Origin of the sequence: Algoriphagus limi, assembly GCF_024919275.1 — a bacterium.
Classification (GTDB): Bacteria; Bacteroidota; Bacteroidia; order Cytophagales; family Cyclobacteriaceae; genus Algoriphagus; species Algoriphagus limi.
Window position 1 is genome coordinate 682,812 of record NZ_JANWGH010000002.1, and the last position, 19,070, is coordinate 701,881.

Annotated in this window: 16 protein-coding genes; 3 read left to right on the forward strand and 13 right to left on the reverse strand. The window is 39.4% G+C overall.

Annotation, left to right across the window (positions count from 1 at the left end; genetic code table 11):
* The first annotated feature begins 77 nt into the window (after positions 1-77).
* A complete protein-coding gene (locus tag NY014_RS11355) occupies positions 78-971 on the forward strand; it encodes a LysR family transcriptional regulator (RefSeq protein WP_259414700.1) in 894 nt (297 codons plus the stop codon).
* Positions 972-978: 7 nt separating this feature from the next.
* Here NY014_RS11355 and NY014_RS11360 read toward each other — a convergent pair whose 3' ends face one another.
* From NY014_RS11360 to gnd, 12 genes are all read right to left on the reverse strand, one after another.
* Positions 979-2,145 carry a hypothetical protein gene (locus NY014_RS11360; protein WP_259414701.1) on the reverse strand — a complete coding sequence of 389 codons (1,167 nt, stop codon included), beginning with the start codon at positions 2,143-2,145 and terminating at the stop codon, positions 979-981.
* 277 nt (positions 2,146-2,422) lie between these two features.
* Complete coding sequence (locus NY014_RS11365; RefSeq protein ID WP_259414702.1) at positions 2,423-3,964, reverse strand: amidohydrolase family protein; 1,542 nt, start codon at positions 3,962-3,964, stop codon at positions 2,423-2,425.
* Between the two features lie 40 nt (positions 3,965-4,004).
* Positions 4,005-4,391, reverse strand: a complete 387-nt coding sequence (locus tag NY014_RS11370) for a hypothetical protein (RefSeq protein WP_259414703.1) — start codon at positions 4,389-4,391, stop codon at positions 4,005-4,007.
* A 5-nt stretch (positions 4,392-4,396) separates the two neighbouring features.
* The gene (locus NY014_RS11375; RefSeq protein ID WP_259414704.1) at positions 4,397-5,776 is read right to left on the reverse strand and encodes a S41 family peptidase; all 1,380 of its coding nucleotides are present in this window, start codon (positions 5,774-5,776) and stop codon (positions 4,397-4,399) included.
* Between the two features lie 339 nt (positions 5,777-6,115).
* Complete coding sequence (locus NY014_RS11380) at positions 6,116-7,048, reverse strand: NAD(P)-dependent alcohol dehydrogenase (protein ID WP_259414705.1); 933 nt, start codon at positions 7,046-7,048, stop codon at positions 6,116-6,118.
* A 171-nt stretch (positions 7,049-7,219) separates the two neighbouring features.
* The gene (locus NY014_RS11385; RefSeq protein ID WP_259414706.1) at positions 7,220-8,242 is read right to left on the reverse strand and encodes a hypothetical protein; all 1,023 of its coding nucleotides are present in this window, start codon (positions 8,240-8,242) and stop codon (positions 7,220-7,222) included.
* A complete protein-coding gene (locus tag NY014_RS11390) occupies positions 8,235-9,149 on the reverse strand; it encodes an alpha/beta hydrolase family protein (protein ID WP_259414707.1) in 915 nt (304 codons plus the stop codon). Before NY014_RS11390 ends, NY014_RS11385 begins: the two co-directional genes overlap by 8 nt.
* 192 nt (positions 9,150-9,341) lie before the next feature.
* Positions 9,342-10,160, reverse strand: a complete 819-nt coding sequence (locus tag NY014_RS11395) for a TolB-like translocation protein (protein ID WP_259414708.1) — start codon at positions 10,158-10,160, stop codon at positions 9,342-9,344.
* A 94-nt stretch (positions 10,161-10,254) separates the two neighbouring features.
* Positions 10,255-10,935, reverse strand: coding sequence for a DUF4386 domain-containing protein (locus NY014_RS11400; protein ID WP_259414709.1), 681 nt, complete (start codon positions 10,933-10,935; stop codon positions 10,255-10,257).
* 165 nt (positions 10,936-11,100) lie between these two features.
* A complete protein-coding gene (locus NY014_RS11405; protein WP_259414710.1) occupies positions 11,101-12,681 on the reverse strand; it encodes a S41 family peptidase in 1,581 nt (526 codons plus the stop codon).
* Between the two features lie 183 nt (positions 12,682-12,864).
* Positions 12,865-13,644, reverse strand: coding sequence for a type II CAAX endopeptidase family protein (locus tag NY014_RS11410; protein ID WP_259414711.1), 780 nt, complete (start codon positions 13,642-13,644; stop codon positions 12,865-12,867).
* A 491-nt stretch (positions 13,645-14,135) separates the two neighbouring features.
* Entirely contained in the window at positions 14,136-15,542 is a 1,407-nt protein-coding gene (gnd, locus tag NY014_RS11415; protein WP_259414712.1) for an NADP-dependent phosphogluconate dehydrogenase, read from the reverse strand.
* A gap of 189 nt (positions 15,543-15,731) precedes the next feature.
* On the opposite strand from gnd, the gene zwf reads away from it, so the two are divergent.
* Together zwf and pgl are read left to right on the forward strand one after the other, a co-directional pair.
* A complete protein-coding gene (gene zwf / locus NY014_RS11420) occupies positions 15,732-17,264 on the forward strand; it encodes a glucose-6-phosphate dehydrogenase (RefSeq protein ID WP_259414713.1) in 1,533 nt (510 codons plus the stop codon).
* Positions 17,265-17,280: 16 nt separating this feature from the next.
* Entirely contained in the window at positions 17,281-17,991 is a 711-nt protein-coding gene (gene pgl / locus NY014_RS11425) for a 6-phosphogluconolactonase (RefSeq protein ID WP_259414714.1), read from the forward strand.
* Here pgl and ruvB read toward each other — a convergent pair.
* Entirely contained in the window at positions 17,988-19,019 is a 1,032-nt protein-coding gene (gene ruvB / locus NY014_RS11430) for a Holliday junction branch migration DNA helicase RuvB (protein ID WP_135071918.1), read from the reverse strand. The two genes, pgl and ruvB, sit on opposite strands and share 4 nt — an antisense overlap.
* Positions 19,020-19,070: the final 51 nt, after the last annotated feature.

Here is a 19,070-nt window from a genome sequence, read left to right on the forward strand (position 1 = left end):
AGAGTTTTGTGCAAATTTATCGGGCTGGGGTCATATATTTTTATTTATATTTATAATGTAAAGCATAAACAAAATATATGAATTACACGATCAACCAATTGCGGGTATTCTTGAAAGTCATTGAAACAGAGAGTATTACCAAGGCTTCTGAGGAACTCTTTATGACCCAACCTGCCGTGTCTATTCAGCTAAAAAACTTTCAAAGTCAGTTCAAATTTCCCCTTACCGAGGTGGTAGGTCGCCAACTTTATGTGACGGAATTTGGCTATGAGGTGGCTGAAATTGCCCGTCGCATCTTTGATGAATTGGAAGCTTTGAAATACAAGACCAAGGAGTACGAGGGTATTTATACTGGTCGGCTTCGTATATCAGTTGCTTCCACAGGAAAGTATGTGATTCCTTTTTTCCTAACCGATTTTTTGAATACACATACAGGTATAGACTTGGTTTTGGATGTGACGAATAAATCCAAAGTGGTAGAAAGTCTAAAAAACAATGAAATTGATTTTGCGGTCGTATCGGTTCTTCCGGAAGAAGTGGAGGTGGAAGAGGTTTTGTTGATAGAAAACAAATTGTACTTGGTAGGAAACACGGACAATTACTCCAAGAATAAGACCTTGATTTATCGTGAGGAAGGATCTGCTACCCGTCAGGTGATGGAGCAGTATTTTGATAAGAAGGGAAGCAAACGGAAGCAGATCGAATTGACCTCCAATGAAGCTGTCAAACAAGCTGTGCTGGCTGGAATTGGCCACTCCATTTTGCCGCTGATTGGGATAAAAAGTGAATTGATTGAAGGTTCCTTGAAGATTATCCGCAAGCGTGGGCTTCCTTTGAAAACAGATTGGCGATTGATCTGGCTAAAAGACAAAAAATTATCTCCAGTAGCCAATGCCTACCTCGAGCATGTCCGCAAGGAGAAAGCAAAAATTCAGAAAAAGTATTTTAAGTGGTATTTAGATTTTGAGTGATAACCCTTTAGATTTTTTTGTAAACAATCATTCCGAGGAATATCAACACGACCAAAACTGCAAGCAAGGTCACGGTTCGCCAATATAGTTTATCTACGATTTCCTCCATACGGACGAACGTCATTTCAATACTTTGATTGGTCAATGCAGTTAAATCTTGAATTGTTGCTTCCCTCTGAATAGTGAGCTGTTCGAATAGTTCAGCTAAAATTATTTCTCTTTCATTTTTGATCTCAGCCAGGATAATTTCCCGTTCTCGGCGAAGGGCTTGTATGACCGCTATTCGCTCTCCCCGGATATCTTCAAATGCTGCTTCGCGTTGATTATCGATCAGTTCATTACTTGATTCGATTACCAAAACTGTCCTTTCCAATAAGTCGGCAAGCGAATCCAGTCGGCTGCTTAGTTCAGGGCTTTTTAATGCTTGATTGATTAAATATTCGGATTCCCAGCGCACCTGTTTTGGCAAGACCTCCATATACGAACTGATTTGGGAGCGCAAATCATCAATGCTTTGCGCCATGTCTACGGCTAGTGCTTTGAAAGTTACTTTTTCGACATTTTGGATTTTTGTCATCAAAGGGATGGTAGATTGCCGGACAAAATAGGAGCTCCTGAGAGGATTTTGCTTGGCAAAATCAATTACAAGCTGCGTTCCTTCGGATATATCATTATCGGGCACCAGATTCCGACCTATATCCAGCAAGTCTTCCCAAAGCGAATCAACAGCATTGATGGCAATATTTTGATGGTCTCCAAATAATTCCTTTCCTGCACCATTTTCAAAATACTGTTTCATCTGATAGGTAAAAACAGCTAAATCTATGTATCCGAGGAAGGGATCTCTACTGTATATCGCCTCGTTAGCAATAGGAATGGCATTTATTTTCCAAATTAAGGCTTCTTGATCAATACCGGGATTCGAGGAAAGTCTAATGATATTGTCTGCCGATTCTGTGATGGTCCGAGAGAACTTGTAAAAGAAGTCATTCATTGTTTCTCTCAACTCAAGAGGAGAGAGTTCAATAGTTCCACCAGCCGGACCTACAGAAGCTTTTTTCTTTTTCTGAGCTAGGGAAACATGGCTGGCAAAAAATAGGATAAACAATAAGAAGAAGACAAGACCCCTATTTTTGAACAATCTATAGCTGCTTTTTGTAATTCGATTTTCCATGGCACTGTCTTTAATAATTTTACCCTCACTGTTTAATGCTTCATCTATTCAAGTTAATTCTTTTTTCGCGGTAAATTTTTCAGTGTAGAGCATTAGCCCAAATGCGACATCAGGAATGGATTGGCTGGAAGACTTTTTAGCCCTTCAATTCGAAATATGGGTTGTAAATCAGCCTATTACATTCACAAAAGGGTCCTTTAGAGTAGTTGTCATCAATTCTCCTCCTGCTCATTGAATATTTATTAAAAACAATGCTATATCCAGTTTTTTGAATTCTTTATCTTGATAAATATTCCTCTATACCAATTTTTCTGCTTTGGTTATTGGCCTCAGATACAGATTTTAAAATTTCATCTAATTGGTTTTTGTCTAAATACTTACCTCTAATCATTACACCGAAAATATTCCGAGTATTGCTGATATTTTCCAACGGATTCGCATTTAATATCACAAGGTTCGCAGCCCTTTCTTTTTGAATTATTCCAGTATTGCTTCCCATCCAATCTGCAGAGTTCTTCGTAGCTGCATCTAGTATATATTTTGGATTAATTCCTATATCAGCTAGGTGCTCCAATTCATCATGAAGTGAAAATCCCGGGACGATACCTGGGTTTCCTGCATCAGTCCCGACGGAAAGAGTTACTCCATTTCGAGCAAATGAAAGGGTCATAATATTTACAGCTTCTATATAGGTGTTCCAGTAAATCTCAGCTTTTTTAATGCCTTCTGGATCGGTATTTTGTGTATCCTCATACCTATTGCTTCCAGGTAGCCAGCCTGGATTGAATATGGAGCCCTCCAAAATACCAGGATTTACATATTCAAGTTGTATGGATTTAAGATAGCTTGGTAAATCCAAGTCCTGTTGCTTGGCCCTTGGATAAACATTCACGGTGGTGGAAATAGTAATATTTTTATCCTTTATTCTTTTAGCAAGGCTATCAGCATGTTGCTTCAAAAAGGAAATGTAGTCTTCCGTATTATTGTAATAGATTTTTGATCGACCCCCAAATTCACGTTCCATAGCTTTGGTAATTTCCTCCACATGTGCAACTTGAGATTGATTGGAGTTGAATAAGTCTTCAAGTGTTACGGCAGGTGTCAGGTGACCAACCATTGGAATATTGTACTTTTTAGAGGCTTGAGAAACTGCGAAATAGTTGTCTCTATCCAAACTATAGGCTTTTAGAGCATCATAACCTGATTTCTTAAATTCAGCAATGGTTTTCTTCGTTATTACGGTATCATTGAAAATGGGGATAGGTCCGAGTAACCCATACACTTTACTTCTAAAATCGCTTGCACTATTCATTGGCCCAGCAGCAACAAAAATCTGGGGCATCAGGGCACCCTTTTTTGCTTCATCTCGCCACTCTAAGTAAAGCCCTCTCCAGGAACTCATGGTTGCGACTTGAGTTACACCATTAGCGAGAAAAAGCAAAAGGTCATTTTTACTTCTGTATGGATGGATATGTGTGTCAATTAAACCCGGAATCAAATACTTTCCTTGACCATCAATTATGTTGTAGCTATTTGGAATGCTTTTGCTTTCTCCTACATATTCGATTAGTTCATTGTTTATAAGGACGGTACGATTTGGAAGTATAGAATCTTGGTCAGCCGAAAGGACACCAATATTTGTTATAGCTATTTTGCCGAATTGAGTAGTAAACTGGGATGTATCAACAAGGGCAGTATTTTCACCTGATAGCTGTTTTTCTTCGGATTTAATATACCACCATGCTAATCCTGCTAGGAGAATAATTAAGACAAAGGCTATACCCAAAAACCATTTAAAAAAGGATAATACTTTCTTCATGTTTAAATTCTAAAAATGAAATTTTAATTAAACATAAAATTCAACTAATGGCAACAATCAAGCTTGCAATTAGCTGAATAAAAGCCACGGGTGCCCAAATACGCTCTATCTTACTAGGAGTAATGGTATTCATGATTGTTCCGAGAATAAAAAATACCACAATCACCCATATTCCGATATGGGAAATTGAGTTTAGCCCGGGAAAAAGCACCTTGGCTTCGGATAAAACCACTGTTGCCATAAAGCCTAATATCACCATATTCAAGACCGCAACAAGCCTCATTCTTGGGGGATATTTCCCGGGATATTTTCCTCCCATAGATGCCGCTCCCCAAGGAGCTCCCGCAGCCAAACATCCCTGAAAAATGATGACTATTCCAGTGAATGCCGTGAAGATGATTGCTGCTATGGTTTCAATATTTTCCAAGCTATTTACTGCTTTTGCTCAATATGCTTAATTAAGCCATCCAAAATTTCGTCCTCCTCATCCAAAAGATGATCTTTGATATAGATGTCGGGAATTACTCCTTCCGCTTTTTTGCTTCCATTTACCCGTACAATGTATCCTTTGGAAATTTTCACCTCAATCCCCGTATTAGGCAATGCATAGCTGTATTGACTGGCATATAGACTTGGGAAGTCTCCAGTCTCTTCTCCTACAATAGTGGCAAAGCCGTAATCCTGAATTTGTGCTGCTGTTACCGCTGATTGGGAATGGGATTGCCTGTTCACCAAGACATATACTTCACCGGAATATCTTTTTTCGGCGGTTTGGGGATCTTTTTCGGGAAACTCATAGGGATAAATGCTACCATCCTCATGCGTTAGTACATTTTGCCAATAAACATCCGTAGTGTCATAATTCTGTCGGACATGGGCTTTCAAAATTGCACTTGTTTTGAGGGTAAATTCTGAGTTCCATCGAAATGGTTTGTCGGCGATGTAAGAAACCAGGTAGTCGCTGAAAGAGTCATCTCCACCAAGGTTATTGCGAAGATCTATGATAAGATTTGGGACATTCTTCCTTTTGATTTCTACAAATGAGGAGTCGATAAAGCTCCTGTACTCTTGTTCGTCACCACCAAAATTTCCAGGTTTCAAATAGGCTGATTGATGGAGAAATTGCAATTCTCGTTCACCGGAGAATATTTCATTTCTATTCATTTCATAGTCCTCTATGACACGAATTGAAGGGATTTGATATGTCTCTAGGTTCCCATCTTTCTTGATTTCGATCTCGAAGGTTTTCTGCTCACCAAAGGCCTGCCAGTAAAGCCTTGGAAAAGAAAAGAGCTCCAGTTTCGCAAGCTTAAAATATCTCCGCTCAGCCGATAGTAAGGGATATATTTTTTGAAGTAGCTCATGGAAAGGTTGATTATTTATGCTTGTGATTTCGGCCCCTATTTCCAATTCAGGATTTTCGGACCAATTTTTTCGAATGAATGCCTTCCCATTTTCAAATGCCAGTTCTAAAGGAAAAACCGTACCGCCTGAATAAGCATAATCTATGTAAGCTGAACCCGGGAAAGGGATCTCTGTATGGCCATTATTAGCCGTTGAAATAATAGCTTGAAACAAAGAAGTGACTTCAAGAGTCGAGAGGCTATCCTGAGTGATGGAAGATTTTACAGCTTCAAAGTTTCGGTTGAATGCTTCTTCTGTTATGTAGGCATATAAATTATAGTGGGCATTTTCCAATGATTCGCGCAAATACTGTAAGTCTTCCAACACCTCTTGTTGCGCAAACTTTTTTTGTCCAAATGAAGCAAGCGTGAATAAGAATGAAAAAATGATCAAAATTGTAGTTTTCATATGTATGGGTGATTTTCCTAAGGCTTTTTGTAAAGTTTTAGGTTGGTAAACTTAGGACTTTCAATATGATTATCAGTCCCCTACCAAGAATGTTTACTTAAAGGGACGTAAATTCTGTATGTCTTACCTCTCAAATTTTTATTGCAAATACAAATCCACCCTTTCTAGGGTGATAACATTCATTAATATCCCAGGCAAGCTTTTGCGGTCTCTAAAGTCGAATTTCTTTGTAAGGCTAATATTTTAAAGACTTCCACCAGCTATTCTTTAGAAAAAGACTACCCGTTGAATTGATGCTCAGATTTTTAGGCCTTCAAACTTGAGCCTCTTCTTTTAGGATTAAAGATGATTTTCTTTCGAAACGACTAAAATAACATTTCCCTTCTTTCTTCCTGAATCCACATAATGGTGAGCTTCCACTACTTCTTCCATGGTGAATGTTTTATCAATGACAGCTTTCAAATTACCTTTTTCATACAATTCTTTAAGGGATACCAATTGCTCCAGTGATTCTGCTGCATATTCGAAACCACCGACTGTTTTATAAGTTCCTCCCTTTTTCAAAAGTGGCTTGCATTGCTTCTTGGTGGTTTTGCCTATGGCATCAAAAATGAAATCATACTGAAAATTCTGTTTTGTAAAATCCTCTTGATCGTATAGAATGTAACTGGAAACGCCTAAACTCTCTACTAACTCTTTTCCTTTCGAACTACAAACTGCCGTCACATCGGCTCCATAATATTGAGCGATTTGTATGGCAGATGAACCCACTGATCCCGTTCCACCAATGATCAAAACAGAAGGGTTTTTCTTTTCAGGGATTTTAGCTTTTTCCAAAAAATAAAGTGCGGTTTGTCCCCCAAAAATGATGGAAACAGCCTGCTCGAAATTTGCATTTTCAGGCATCAATGAGATGTTATCCTTCTCTTTGATTGAGATATACTCGGCATAGGTACCAAAATTAAATCCCGTCATCCCAAAGACCTTGTCTCCAACCTTAAACCTTGAAACGTCCTTTCCTACGGTTTCTATTATGCCAGAATAAACAGTGCCCAAGATTGGTTTTCGAGGCTTCGAAAACCCTAAAGCAAATCGCATAAAAAGTTTCATAAGTCCTTCCATCGCAAGCCCTCTAACCCGGACATCGCCTGAATTTACTGCCGTTGCCATGATTCTGACTAAGACTTCATCGTCTTTGGGAACGGGTTTGGGGACCTCTTGGATTTTCAAAACCTCAGGGGGACCATATTTTGTACAGATTACTGCTTTCATAAGTTGCTAGTTTAAATAAAATCGAATACGAAAGAATCCCTGTCAATAGCTACACTTAAGGCTAGGGTTTTTATTAATTCAAGGTTGAAAAAAAGAGTAGGGTTCTTTAACAGATAGATCTTCTGATAAAAAAATAAAAGCGATTCAAGCATAAACTCGAACCGCTATTTCCTAGACAACTTGTTGCATAGCCTCATTTATCTTATCTCCAAACCTCACTTTATCATCCACATGCAAAGCCAAATTTTTATAGGTACGCTTAAAGCCATATAGCCCTGTCATTGTATTCTCCTCTTTTAATTGGATAATCACATTATGACTATCAAGGTCTCCTAATATGGAAAGCCTTCTGGTTTCTTTATTGAACTCCAAATCTCTAGAAGAAATCTCCAAATTTTTGATTTTAGATAATTCTATAGTCGTCTCACTCATAATCCCAAAACGTAGGTACAACTTTTCATCCTGGATTAAAATCGGCCTTTTAAACATAGATTTCATAAATCCAAAAAGTTGGAAGCCTGAGTAAACACTCAGAAAGGTCAAAATGCTTGCCGCTATTGTGCTCCATTGGGATAGAAGTAAGTGAAAAACAAAGGTTTCTATTACTACCAAAAATAGGATTGTGATCAGAATGCTTACCGTTGCACTCTCTCTGTGATAGGAAAATTCATTCTCATTCAATTTTCTTTTTTTCCAATCAATAAACCCGTAGTAAAAAACCGCAACTTCTGTTACAACTGGAATAACTGTAGCTTTTGGGAGTATTTCAAAACAGGTATTCTTCAGTGTTGTAAAAAAATCTACAAATGAACTTTGATTCGATTTATAGCGCTTTACAGCTTGTCTTACTTTGTAAATCACAAAGGATAAGACGAAAAGCTCCACCAAAGGAAATACCCAGGTCTTAAAAAGCTCAAGATAATATTGATTTTGAGGAGGCAGTATGACTGAACCAACCACCATTCCTAAAACCAGAAAAAAAATAATTGTGGTCTTGGGAATCGCTGTTTTTCTAATCAATAGAAAATAAACGAGTGGGACGATAATTAATAAGTCAAAGGTAATTCCAATCGAAAGGCTATCTGGATTTAAGGGGAAAAAGGATGACTTCGCTATAAGGGCAAGAATTGCGATTATCAATACTGGAATGCCGAAGATTGTCAGGCTTTTTGGGAGGTTTAATGTGCTATTCATTTTGGAGGTTTGCTTCTCTTTTTACCCATTGAATGGCAATATCAACAGGTTCATTTGATTCTGAAAATGCAGTATTATGGCCTAAGGTCGGAAATAAGCAGTAATCGAATGGTTTTCCTTCTGCTTTCAATGCATTCAAATGTTCGATGGCCATTTTTACAGGGATTTGAATGTCTTTTTCTCCAAAGATCCACAATCCGGGAATTGAAAGTTTATTCAGAAAAACCTTTGGGTCTGTATCGGTAAATTCATATCGGTCGGGGTCATTTTTTATATGTTCACGAGCTTCAGCTTCGGTATGATTTTCCCAAAAATCCGTATTTCCATCTGTGTAAAACTGGAATCGGAGCTGCTCTTTAGTCGTAATAGTAGGCCCGCTAAATATGACCATGTATTCAATTAAAGGGTTTTGGTTTGCAGCGATAGGAATGATCCATCCAGCTTGACTAAAGCCAATAAGACCTATGGGGATATCTTTAATGTGCTTTTGTAAAGTATTCACGGCGGCACTCGCATCTTTCGCCAGTAGATTTAGATTTTCTGGACTGATGTTGTTTGTCCCAACTTCTGGACCCGCATAAATACCTTCGGATTCCCCAACTCCTCGCTTATCGTAGGTTAGGACAGAAATACCATTTTTGGCTAAGAGTTTTGCGAATTCAGTCATTCGTGGAACTTGGTCTGATCCATGAACGATCACTAATGCTGCGTATGAGTTTTGGGGTTCATAGATCGTTCCTGCCAGACTTACACCCTCACTTTCAAATCTTATCTCTTGTGTCTTAATCGAGTCTATGGATTGCGCTTCCACTTTAGCTGATTGAGGATCTCTTTTTTCGCCTGATTGATTGCAAGCAAGTAGGATGATAAATACTGATAATACGATCAGACGGCCTGATTTTTCCAATGGCTGAGGTTTTATTGAATTGTTTTGTGGCTCTTGGGAGTATTTACGTAAGCAAATTGAATTTGACCAAAATTTCCTTATTCAATAAGTTAAATATTTATTCTTGATGGGGCTATTACATATACTTCGGACAGTTAACAGAATATGGATAGTGCATATTTAACAGGGTAGGCACTATGCATCTTAATGGCATTAGTTTGCTTTTAATTCAGCTTCAATATTGATCCACATTATTTTCCATGCTGCACTGTTAGAATCAATAGCTGTATAGAAAAGAAATTTATCATCTGCTGTGACGTAGGGATTGCCCTGACCTTTGTTATTTATTTTGTCGCTTAACTTTTTGGTGTTTGTCCATTTGCCAAAACCATCCTTAAAAGTCACAAAAAGGTCGAGTTCTTCACCAATAGAGGCAAATATTAAATAATCTTCAGTTGGAGAAATGTAGGGGGTACATTTTCCAATTGGGGTATCTAGTTCGATTAAGGCTTTTTGTGCCGCTTCAAAATTGCCGTCTACCTGTTTTGAAAAATAGATATCCATTTCACTGAAATCCAAGTTACTGGCGTGAAAGTACATGGTGCCAAAGCTCGAAATAGAAGGGTGAGAAACCAGTTTGTTTTCAACATTTGGAATATTTAAAAACACGGGCTTGCTCCATTTTCCATCGATTTTAATGCATGACCAGATATGCCAGGTTTCCGGAATCCCTTTCATGTTGGAGGGTCGGGTTGAACTAAAGAAAAGTACCTTGCCATCGGGAGAGAAACTCATTCCATGCTCACTGTATTTGCTGTTGAAAAAAGCTTGTTCTGGTTCTGACCAACTTCCATTCTCCTTTTTTTGCATAAATACATCGAACCGTTCAAACTGCTTGTCTGAGACGGTGAAGTAGTATTCATTTAAACCGGGATTAAATGTCCCTTTATGAATGAACTTGTCATTTGGTATTTCCCAGGGTTTAAACTCAATTGGGGTACCACCTGGAATACTGTTAGTTAAAAAATCCATTTAACGTGGAAATAGAAGCGAATACTATTTTTTATCATTTGAATTGAGCGAATGCTCATTGTAAGCTAAGAGGGAGTGCTTTTATAAGCCAATTTTATTTAGCTACTGGTCTTATCCCAAAAATCAATAAATATCCTATCATCCAAAATTCCCCGATTGTTGCGGGAAGAATTAAAATCCGATTGTATGGAAAGTCAATGCCCATGTAATTAATAACGGTACTAAGTAGGTATCCAATACCACCAAGGAAAATGACCCTACCTAGCCAAATAGGCATTCTTTGGGATTTGATTACTATGTACCCCATTGGGAATAGCCAAAGTCCAAAGAAAAGACCACCAACACCCCATGCGTTTGTGATGATACTTTGAAATATCTGTATTAATAAAATCTTGTCATCTAGAGCCTGCAAGGATGAATTTGCTATGCCTATAGCAGAAGCCATAGAAATTGCACTAATCATAATTGCTACTGAATTAACTACACCCCAAATACCAAGTGTCCAAGCAGCCCATTCATTGATTGTTTTAAATAGCCTATAAAACCATACAGCAGCCAGGGCCTGAGATACAACAATTAAAAACTCAAAAAGAAGTCGAAATCTTGCCGTGGATTCAAGAGTGCTTAAGTTTGTTAGGGTTTCTTCTGGGTTTCCGGCGATAAAAATTTGAGGATGAAACACCATAAATCCCAATATTCCAGAAATAGCCAGCATTAAATACCAAATTCCTGTAATTCTTGCTGTTTGGACAGACTGGTTTTGTGTGATATTCATAGGGCTAGTGTGAGTATTCTTTCAAGTTAAAAAATTATTCCAGAAAGGTCTGGCAATAAAAAAGTATTGACTGGGGTTTTGGATGGTTAAAGATTACTTATGGGATGGTAACGGTTTGGCTATGCGCAGTGTCCCGAAGGGCATTGCGTATAGGTTTTGTTGGCATTAGTTACAGTAATACTCAATAGCTCGGTCAAGAACATCTCGTTTTATATTGGTGAAGTTCTTGTGCGTAATAGGAACTAATAAATCCATAGGTGCTGGATTCCCCTGAAGCATCTTACCATGCTTATCTATAGTCTTCGCATAAGGGATATTAATTTTAAATAGCTCTTTTCCAGCAATGCTAGGTTTTTCCTGAGCATTTCCATAGTAGACTCTGTCTAGATTCCCCTTTTCATCAATGTAGTAAACCACGGAGATCAAGGAATAGGTTAAGTCCGCACCTTGAGGTTGTCCAGCTACCAATGCTCCTCCAAATTCTTTAAAACGAAAAACAAAATCATCTGCTGAACTTCCTGTACCGTCATTGGTGAGAATGATTATCTTCTCAAATTTAGAAGTCACATCATTGTTGGGCTGTATAGTTCCTAATCCACATTCATCGTCTGCCTGGCAAAAGTCACCTCTTGCAGGCAAGAAATCGCCATAATCAACTTTGTCATATACCCCATTCTCCCGAATTGAATTGTACCAATTTTCAGCGTTAGGATTGAAGTAATTAAGTGCGTCACGGGTTAAGGAATCTTCCATTAGTTCAGTTTTACGATACTGGACTCGTGTATCAGTAAATGGTGCGGGGCAGAACATTTTGACAAATGGCGTGTTTTCATTTCCTCCTAGGTTATCCTGCAAATCAAAGATCAGATAATTTGTTTTATCCTTAATAGACTCCAAACCTCTCATGAGAAGTTTAACATCTTTACACATTGTAGAATCACTTATTTCTTCTAGTGGTCCTGAACAGTTTATATCGCCCCCAAATCCTTGCAAATAGATGAAGTTCTTTATCTTGATCAGTGCTATATCATTTTTCTTTAGCAATGCTACTTTATACCCCTTTTCGACAGTTTCCCAGTCTTCGTAACCGTCAAGTTTTAAACCATCAAAAAAGATATCTTCATCAGATGGTTCTACAGTGATGTAATGAACAGAGTCAATTCCTTGATCTTCATATGATACCAAAAAAGGAATTTCGCCACTCACACGCAAGTAGCGCTGATTGAAATAGGAACTGAATTCTTTTAGTACAGCATTTGATTTAATCTTTGTTGTCTTATAATTCGAAAAGTCCCAAAATATTTCTTCTATTGGTTCATCATTAATTGAAACGATTCTGTTGCCATTTTCAACATTATAGAAGCTAATATCAGGGTAAGTATACCCAAGTTTAACATTGCTCTCATATTCGACATAAGGTTTTCCTGTCTTTTCTATTGGATATAAAAACTCTAAATGTGAATGTCCATTAAGATATCCGCGACTAAATTGTAAAAAGAGTTTTTTAAGCTCTTTTGGCGTGACACTCTTATTCCAGTTTTTTTTATGAAAGGCTTGGTAGTCTTCCCAGGAGACTTCTTTATTGTTATCTCGAGTAAGCCTCATCTCAGCATCAAAGTATTCAATATCTGAAATCATCATCTCAAATAGTGAATGGGTTTGCTTTTTGTTTAATAAAGGTTTATTTATTGGGCTAAAAGAGACAATTAGCATTAATAGGAATGTCGAAAGTAGTAGTCTTATCATTGTTTTATAAATATTTTGTCCAAAAAGTGAAAACAACCTCTATTTGAGAGTTTCCCCTTTTATGTTGTTTTAATTAATGCCAACGTTTAGTATATGAAAAGTAGCGGGTTTTAACGCACTAACTTTTCAGTTTTACATTGACCTTTGTTTTATGTTTATACTTTTGTTTTAGCACTTACACCGCTATTTTTTATATACGTTGTTATAGCCTTTTATTAAATCTTTTCTTCTGACATAGAAAATAATCATCATCATAATTGATAAATAGAATATAAAAACCCAAAAGGTGTTCATGCTTCCAGTAAACTCAGGTAAAATAAGCAGATAATTAAAAGCGGCGTTAGCACCGATATGAGCCAGTATAGATGTTAGTACGCTTTTTGTATAGTAATAAATCCAACTAATAAAAAGTGTTCCCAGAATAACCCATAATAAAAAAACCATAAAGTTCATTTGTAAGGGAACCCCTGTCCCGATCAGATATGCCGGAAAATGCCAGAAACCCCATATTAAACCAAGTATTATACTTGAATAGAACAGATTGAATTTATTCATCAATCTTGGAAGTAAAAACCCTCTCCAGCCATATTCCTCTCCAAGTGCTATTAATATGATAACAACAATTTGAGGCATCAGTTGATAAGTTCTTAAGCTAAACTTTGAAATATCAAAATTCAAGGATGTGAGCATAGCTAAAGATCCAACGAGAGGAATTCCAATCAAGGAAAGAAGAAGCCATTTGATTCTCGTTTTCTTAATTGTTTGTTTAATAAATAATTCATAAACACCTTTCTTTCCTTTATTGATTGCAGTAAAAACAAGAGCAAGAATTGATGGTGTAAAAACAGATAATATGGATAAGTTGGAATTATTTGTTTCGTAAGAGATATAACAAATTAATGAACTCAAGCCTATAGCAATTGTGGAGAATAAGATGATTTCTTTTTTTTCTTGCGTACTCATGCTTTATATAATTTTGACAGATGTGAAAATAGTCATATATTTTCTGTGATTTAATTTTTATTTACTTGTCAACTAACTCATTCAGTTTCTTCATAGTTTGAATTGGCTATAACTTACTTATTTACGCCATAAAATGGCGGATAGCGTTCTGTTTTGGGTGGCTAAGCGCCATAAAGCGCTAAGGATTATGGCGTTTATTTTTTTATAAATCATTAAATGGAGATTTCGTTGATAAATGTGTATCGGCTAATCTGTCACAGGCAGTTCTTCTGTCGTTTTACTCTAGTTATATCTGAATCGCTTCTATATTAATCGAGGCTTATTTTCACTTTTCACAAATGCAGTTTCACCAAAGTAAAAATCGACCACAATCAATTTATTAAAAAAATCTCCAAAAATCGCCCTTATTTAATAAAAATGATCAGGGTTATACCAATCAAAAAAGCTCCGAGGTTTCCCCCGGAGCTTTCCTGATTTCAGAATTTTTCAATTTACCATTCAGTATGAAATATTCCCTCTCGATCAGTGCGCTCGTAGGTATGCGAGCCGAAATGGTCTCGCTGAGCTTGGATCAAATTAAGCGGAAGGCGTCCGCTACTAAAGGCATCAAAGTAGCTGATAGTCGTGAGCAGGCCCGGCATAGCAATACCTCCTGCGATAGCTAGTTGAGCGGTCTTTCGTACTGCATCCAAGGTTCCTTGTACTTTCTCCACAAAGCCCGGAGCCAGCAAGAGGTTTTCCAATTCAGGCTTAGCTTCAAAGGCTTCGGCAATATCCGCCAATAAACCTGCCCGAATGATACAGCCTGCACGCCAGATTTTCGCAATCTGGGATAGATTCAACTCATAGCCATATTCTTTGGATGCTACCGCCAGTTGGTGCAAGCCCTGGGTGTAAGAAATGATGAAGGCGAAATAAAGGGCTTGTTCGCTCAAGCTGATCAATTCTTCCTTATCCAAAGCAGGCATTTCCGGATGAGAATAGAGTGCATCTGCCTTTTCACGATCTGCTTTCAATGCGGAAATCTCCCGCATACTGACAGCCATATCAATGGTTGGTACCGGAATCCCTAGGTCCATGGCATTTTGAGAAGTCCATTTTCCAGTTCCCTTTTGCTTGGCCTTGTCCAAAATCATATCCACCAAGCGACCATTTCCCAATTCGTCTTCTTTGAGGAAAATCTCAGCTGTGATTTCTACCAAGAAGGACTGCAGCCTTCCCTTATTCCAGGAATCAAATACCTGATGCAATTCATCATTGGAAAGTCCAGCTCCCCGATGAAGAAGGTCATAAACTTCCGAGGTCAATTGCATCATGGCATATTCGATCCCATTGTGAACCATTTTCACATAGTTACCGGCAGACTTAGGCCCCAAATAAGCCACGCAAGGCTCGCCTTGGAACTTGGCAGCAACGGCTTCGAAGATGGGACGCACATGCTCATAAGCTTCCCGGTTTCCTCCGGGCATGATACTCGGTCCACGTCGAGCTCCTTTGGCGCCGCCGGATACACCCGAACCGAAGAAATGAATGCCTTTTTCACTCAAATAGGCATCCCGACGGTCCGTATCCGTGAAAAATGAATTTCCTCCATCGATGATAATATCTCCTTGATCCAAGTGAGGGAGTAGTTGATCAATGACTTGGTCAACGATTTTTCCGGCAGGTACCAGCAACATGATCTTACGGGGACTGCCAAGGGCTTGCACAAAAGTGGCCAAATCCTGCGTGGCATCGACCCGATTCAGGTCTCCTCCTTCCTCCTTTAGCGCATCCACTTTTTCACGGTCCAGGTCATAGCCAAATGCCGAAAAACCATGGTCTGCGACATTCAGAATAAAATTCCGCCCCATGACACCTAATCCGATCAAACCAAAATCATATTGCGTGTTTTGCATGATTGTCAATTTTCTGTTTTAAAATATTTGGCACTCTTATTCCCTACTGCCTCAGATTCTCACAAATACACTTATTTTTGTACACGGATCCAAAATTAACCGATTGATTGATGTCTTGCTGGATTTTGGAAAAAAACCTTGATTCTTGCTCTTTTCCATGTGCCACTTCGCTAAAATAGTCTGCTCCCGATGAAAAAAATACCCAATCAGATGCTGATAATCTTCGGGGCATCCGGTGACCTGACAACCCGTAAGCTCATTCCTGCTATTTTTGATCTTTACAAAGATGGACACCTTCCTGAATCATTTGCCGTGCTAGGGGTGAGCCGAAGTCATCTTTCCAATAAGGAGTTTCGGGATAAATCCATCTGGAAAAGTCCTTTTCTGCAAAAAGCCATTGCAAAGCAGGAAGATGATTTCATTAAAACCTTTGCTGAAAAGTTTCACTACCATGATTTGGGAAGTGATTACGATAGAAGTTATGATGACTTAGCTCAAAAGATTGCCGAGCTGAATGAACAATACCAAACGCAGGGCAATTATATTTTTTACCTTTCCACTCCTCCCAGTTTGTATGGGACCATCGCCAAAAACCTCAATGAGGCAAACCTAAGCCAAGAAAATGGTGGCTTCAGGAGATTGATTGTGGAAAAGCCTTTTGGCTATGATCTGGAATCTGCCAAGAAACTGAACGAAACCCTGCATCATTATTTTGAAGAAAAGCAGGTCTATCGAATCGATCATTATTTAGGAAAGGAGACGGTGCAGAATCTGCTCGTTACCCGTTTTTCAAATTCCATTTTTGAGCCGCTTTGGAATCGCCGCTACATTCACCATGTAGAAATCACCAATGCCGAGACCGTTGGTGTGGAAAAGCGTGGAGGCTATTATGACAAGTCTGGGGCTCTACGGGATATGTTCCAAAGCCACTTGCTTCAGATTGTTTCCCTTATCGTGATGGAGCCGCCGATCAGTGCTGATGCGGAGGAAATCCGGGATGAAAAAGTGAAGGCTTTGAAATCTCTCCGAATCATGAAATCCGATGAAGAAATCATCAAGAATACTTTGCGAGGGCAATATGTGACTACTCAGATTGAGGGGAGAACACACAAAGGATATCGGGAAGAGGAAGGAGTCAATCCGGAATCGACTACGGAAACCTTCGCTGCAATCAAGTTTTATGTGGATAACTGGCGCTGGAAGGGTGTTCCCTTCTATGTTCGTACTGGTAAGGCCATGCCAACTAAGGTGACGGAAGCGGTCATTCACTTCAAAACTCCTCCTCATGAGGTATTTATGAGTCAGGATGCTTTCCGCAAGGACAACAAGCTCATTATCCGTATTCAACCAAATGAGGGAATTCTGATCAAATTTGGTGTGAAAGTTCCGGGTTTAGGCTTCCATGTGGATCAGGCAAATATGGAATTCTACTATTCAGATCTTGAGTCCGCTCAGGTCATGGATGCTTATGAGCGCCTGCTTTTGGATGCCATGCAGGGTGATACCACGCTTTATGCTCGGGCTGATGAAGTGGAGGCGGCCTGGCGATTTGTGGATCCTATCTTGAAATGCTGGGAAAATAATCCTGCCGTCAATACCTATGGATATTCCGTGGGTACTTGGGGTCCGCGCAACTCCGATGAGATGATTGAGGATAGTTTTGGTTGGAGAAATCCAGGAGACCATCTGACCGATGAGACCGGATTCTGTATTCTTTGTTAATTGAAAATAGAATTTAATGGAAACCCGAATTTTTGAATCCAAGGAATCAGTAGCCAAAGCTTTTTGCGAGTATTTGGTAGACTTGATCGCATCAAAGTCCAAGGCCCATATTGCCCTATCAGGAGGCAGCACGCCTAAAATCGTTTTTGACGAATTGGCCGCACATTATTCAGATCAGATTGAATGGAATAAGGTTTTCCTGTATTGGGGAGATGAGCGCTGTGTGGAGCCGACTGACTCCGAAAGCAATTACAAAATGACTAGGGACCATCTTTTGTCTAAGGTCCGAATTCCTGAGGTCAATATTTTTAGAATTCAGGGAGAAAGTAACCCCGAGTCTGAAGCGGTTCGCTATGGAAGAGTTTTGGATGAGCAATTGTCTATGGTAGGCGGTTTGCCTCAATTTGACTTGGTGATATTAGGAATGGGTGACGATGGCCATACGGCGTCAATTTTTCCTGATTCCATTTCTAAATGGGATGAACCTACTAATTGTGTGGCGGTAGCTCATCCTGTTTCGGGACAGATTCGCGTTTCGCTGACTGGCCGAATTATCAACCATGCCAAAGAGGTGGCTTTCTTAGTGACAGGAAAAGGGAAAGCCGAAAAGGTACAGGAAATCCTTCAAAACCAGCCTTCGGCAAAAGCTTATCCTGCCAGTTTGGTACAACCAGAGAGCGGAAAATTGATTTGGTTTTTAGATCAAGAAGCAGCGAGTTTGCTTTAATCCCCAAACAAGGATCCCATTCCGGGATTAGGTTTGATTTTCAGGTGCTTATATGCCAATTCTGTGGCGACTCGACCCCGGGCCGTGCGCTTCATATATCCTTCTTGAATTAAAAAGGGCTCATACACTTCTTCGATGGTCTCGGCTTCTTCCCCACAAGCCGTGGCGATGGTTCCCAATCCTACCGGTCCACCTTTGAACTTTTCAATGATGGTGAGCAAGATGCGGTTGTCCATTTCATCCAATCCATGCTCATCCACGTCGAGTGCATTGAGTGCTAGTTTGGCGATATCTAAAGTGATTTTTCCATTCCCTTTCACCTCTGCAAAATCTCGAGTCCTACGTAAAAGCATATTGGCAATACGTGGTGTGCCACGGCTTCTTCGGGCGATTTCGAAGGCGGCAACTTCCTCTATGGGAGTTTCCAAAATTCCAGCTGAGCGACTCACGATGTCTGTTAATAATTTGGCATCGTAGTATTCCAATCGGGAATTGATACCAAAACGCGCACGAAGCGGTGAAGTAAGCAAACCGGAACGGGTGGTGGCCCCGATCAGGGTAAAAGGATTGAGGGAAATCTGAACGGAACGGGCATTCGGACCACTATCCAGCATAATATCGATTCGAAAATCCTCCATAGCAGAATACAGGTATTCTTCCACGATGGGATTGAGTCGGTGGATTTCATCGATAAAAAGTACATCCCCTTCTTCCAAATTAGTGAGGAGTCCAGCCAAGTCTGAAGGTTTGTCCAAAACAGGCCCCGAAGTGATTTTGATGCCAGCCTCCAATTCATTGGCGATTATATGGCTGAGAGTGGTTTTTCCCAATCCGGGAGGGCCATGAAGCAAGACATGATCGAGTGGTTCGCTTCGCTTTTTGGCAGCGAGAACAAAGACTTTGAGGTTTTCCACGATTTTGGCTTGTCCTGTGAAATCATCAAAATTCAGCGGCCTCAGTGCCCGCTCAAATTCCCGGTCTTTTGGACTCAGGCTTTCTTCATCACCACTTAGATAGTCTTCTCTCATGAGTTTGCTTTGTCACAAATATAGAAAATAACACATGCGAGCGATTAGATT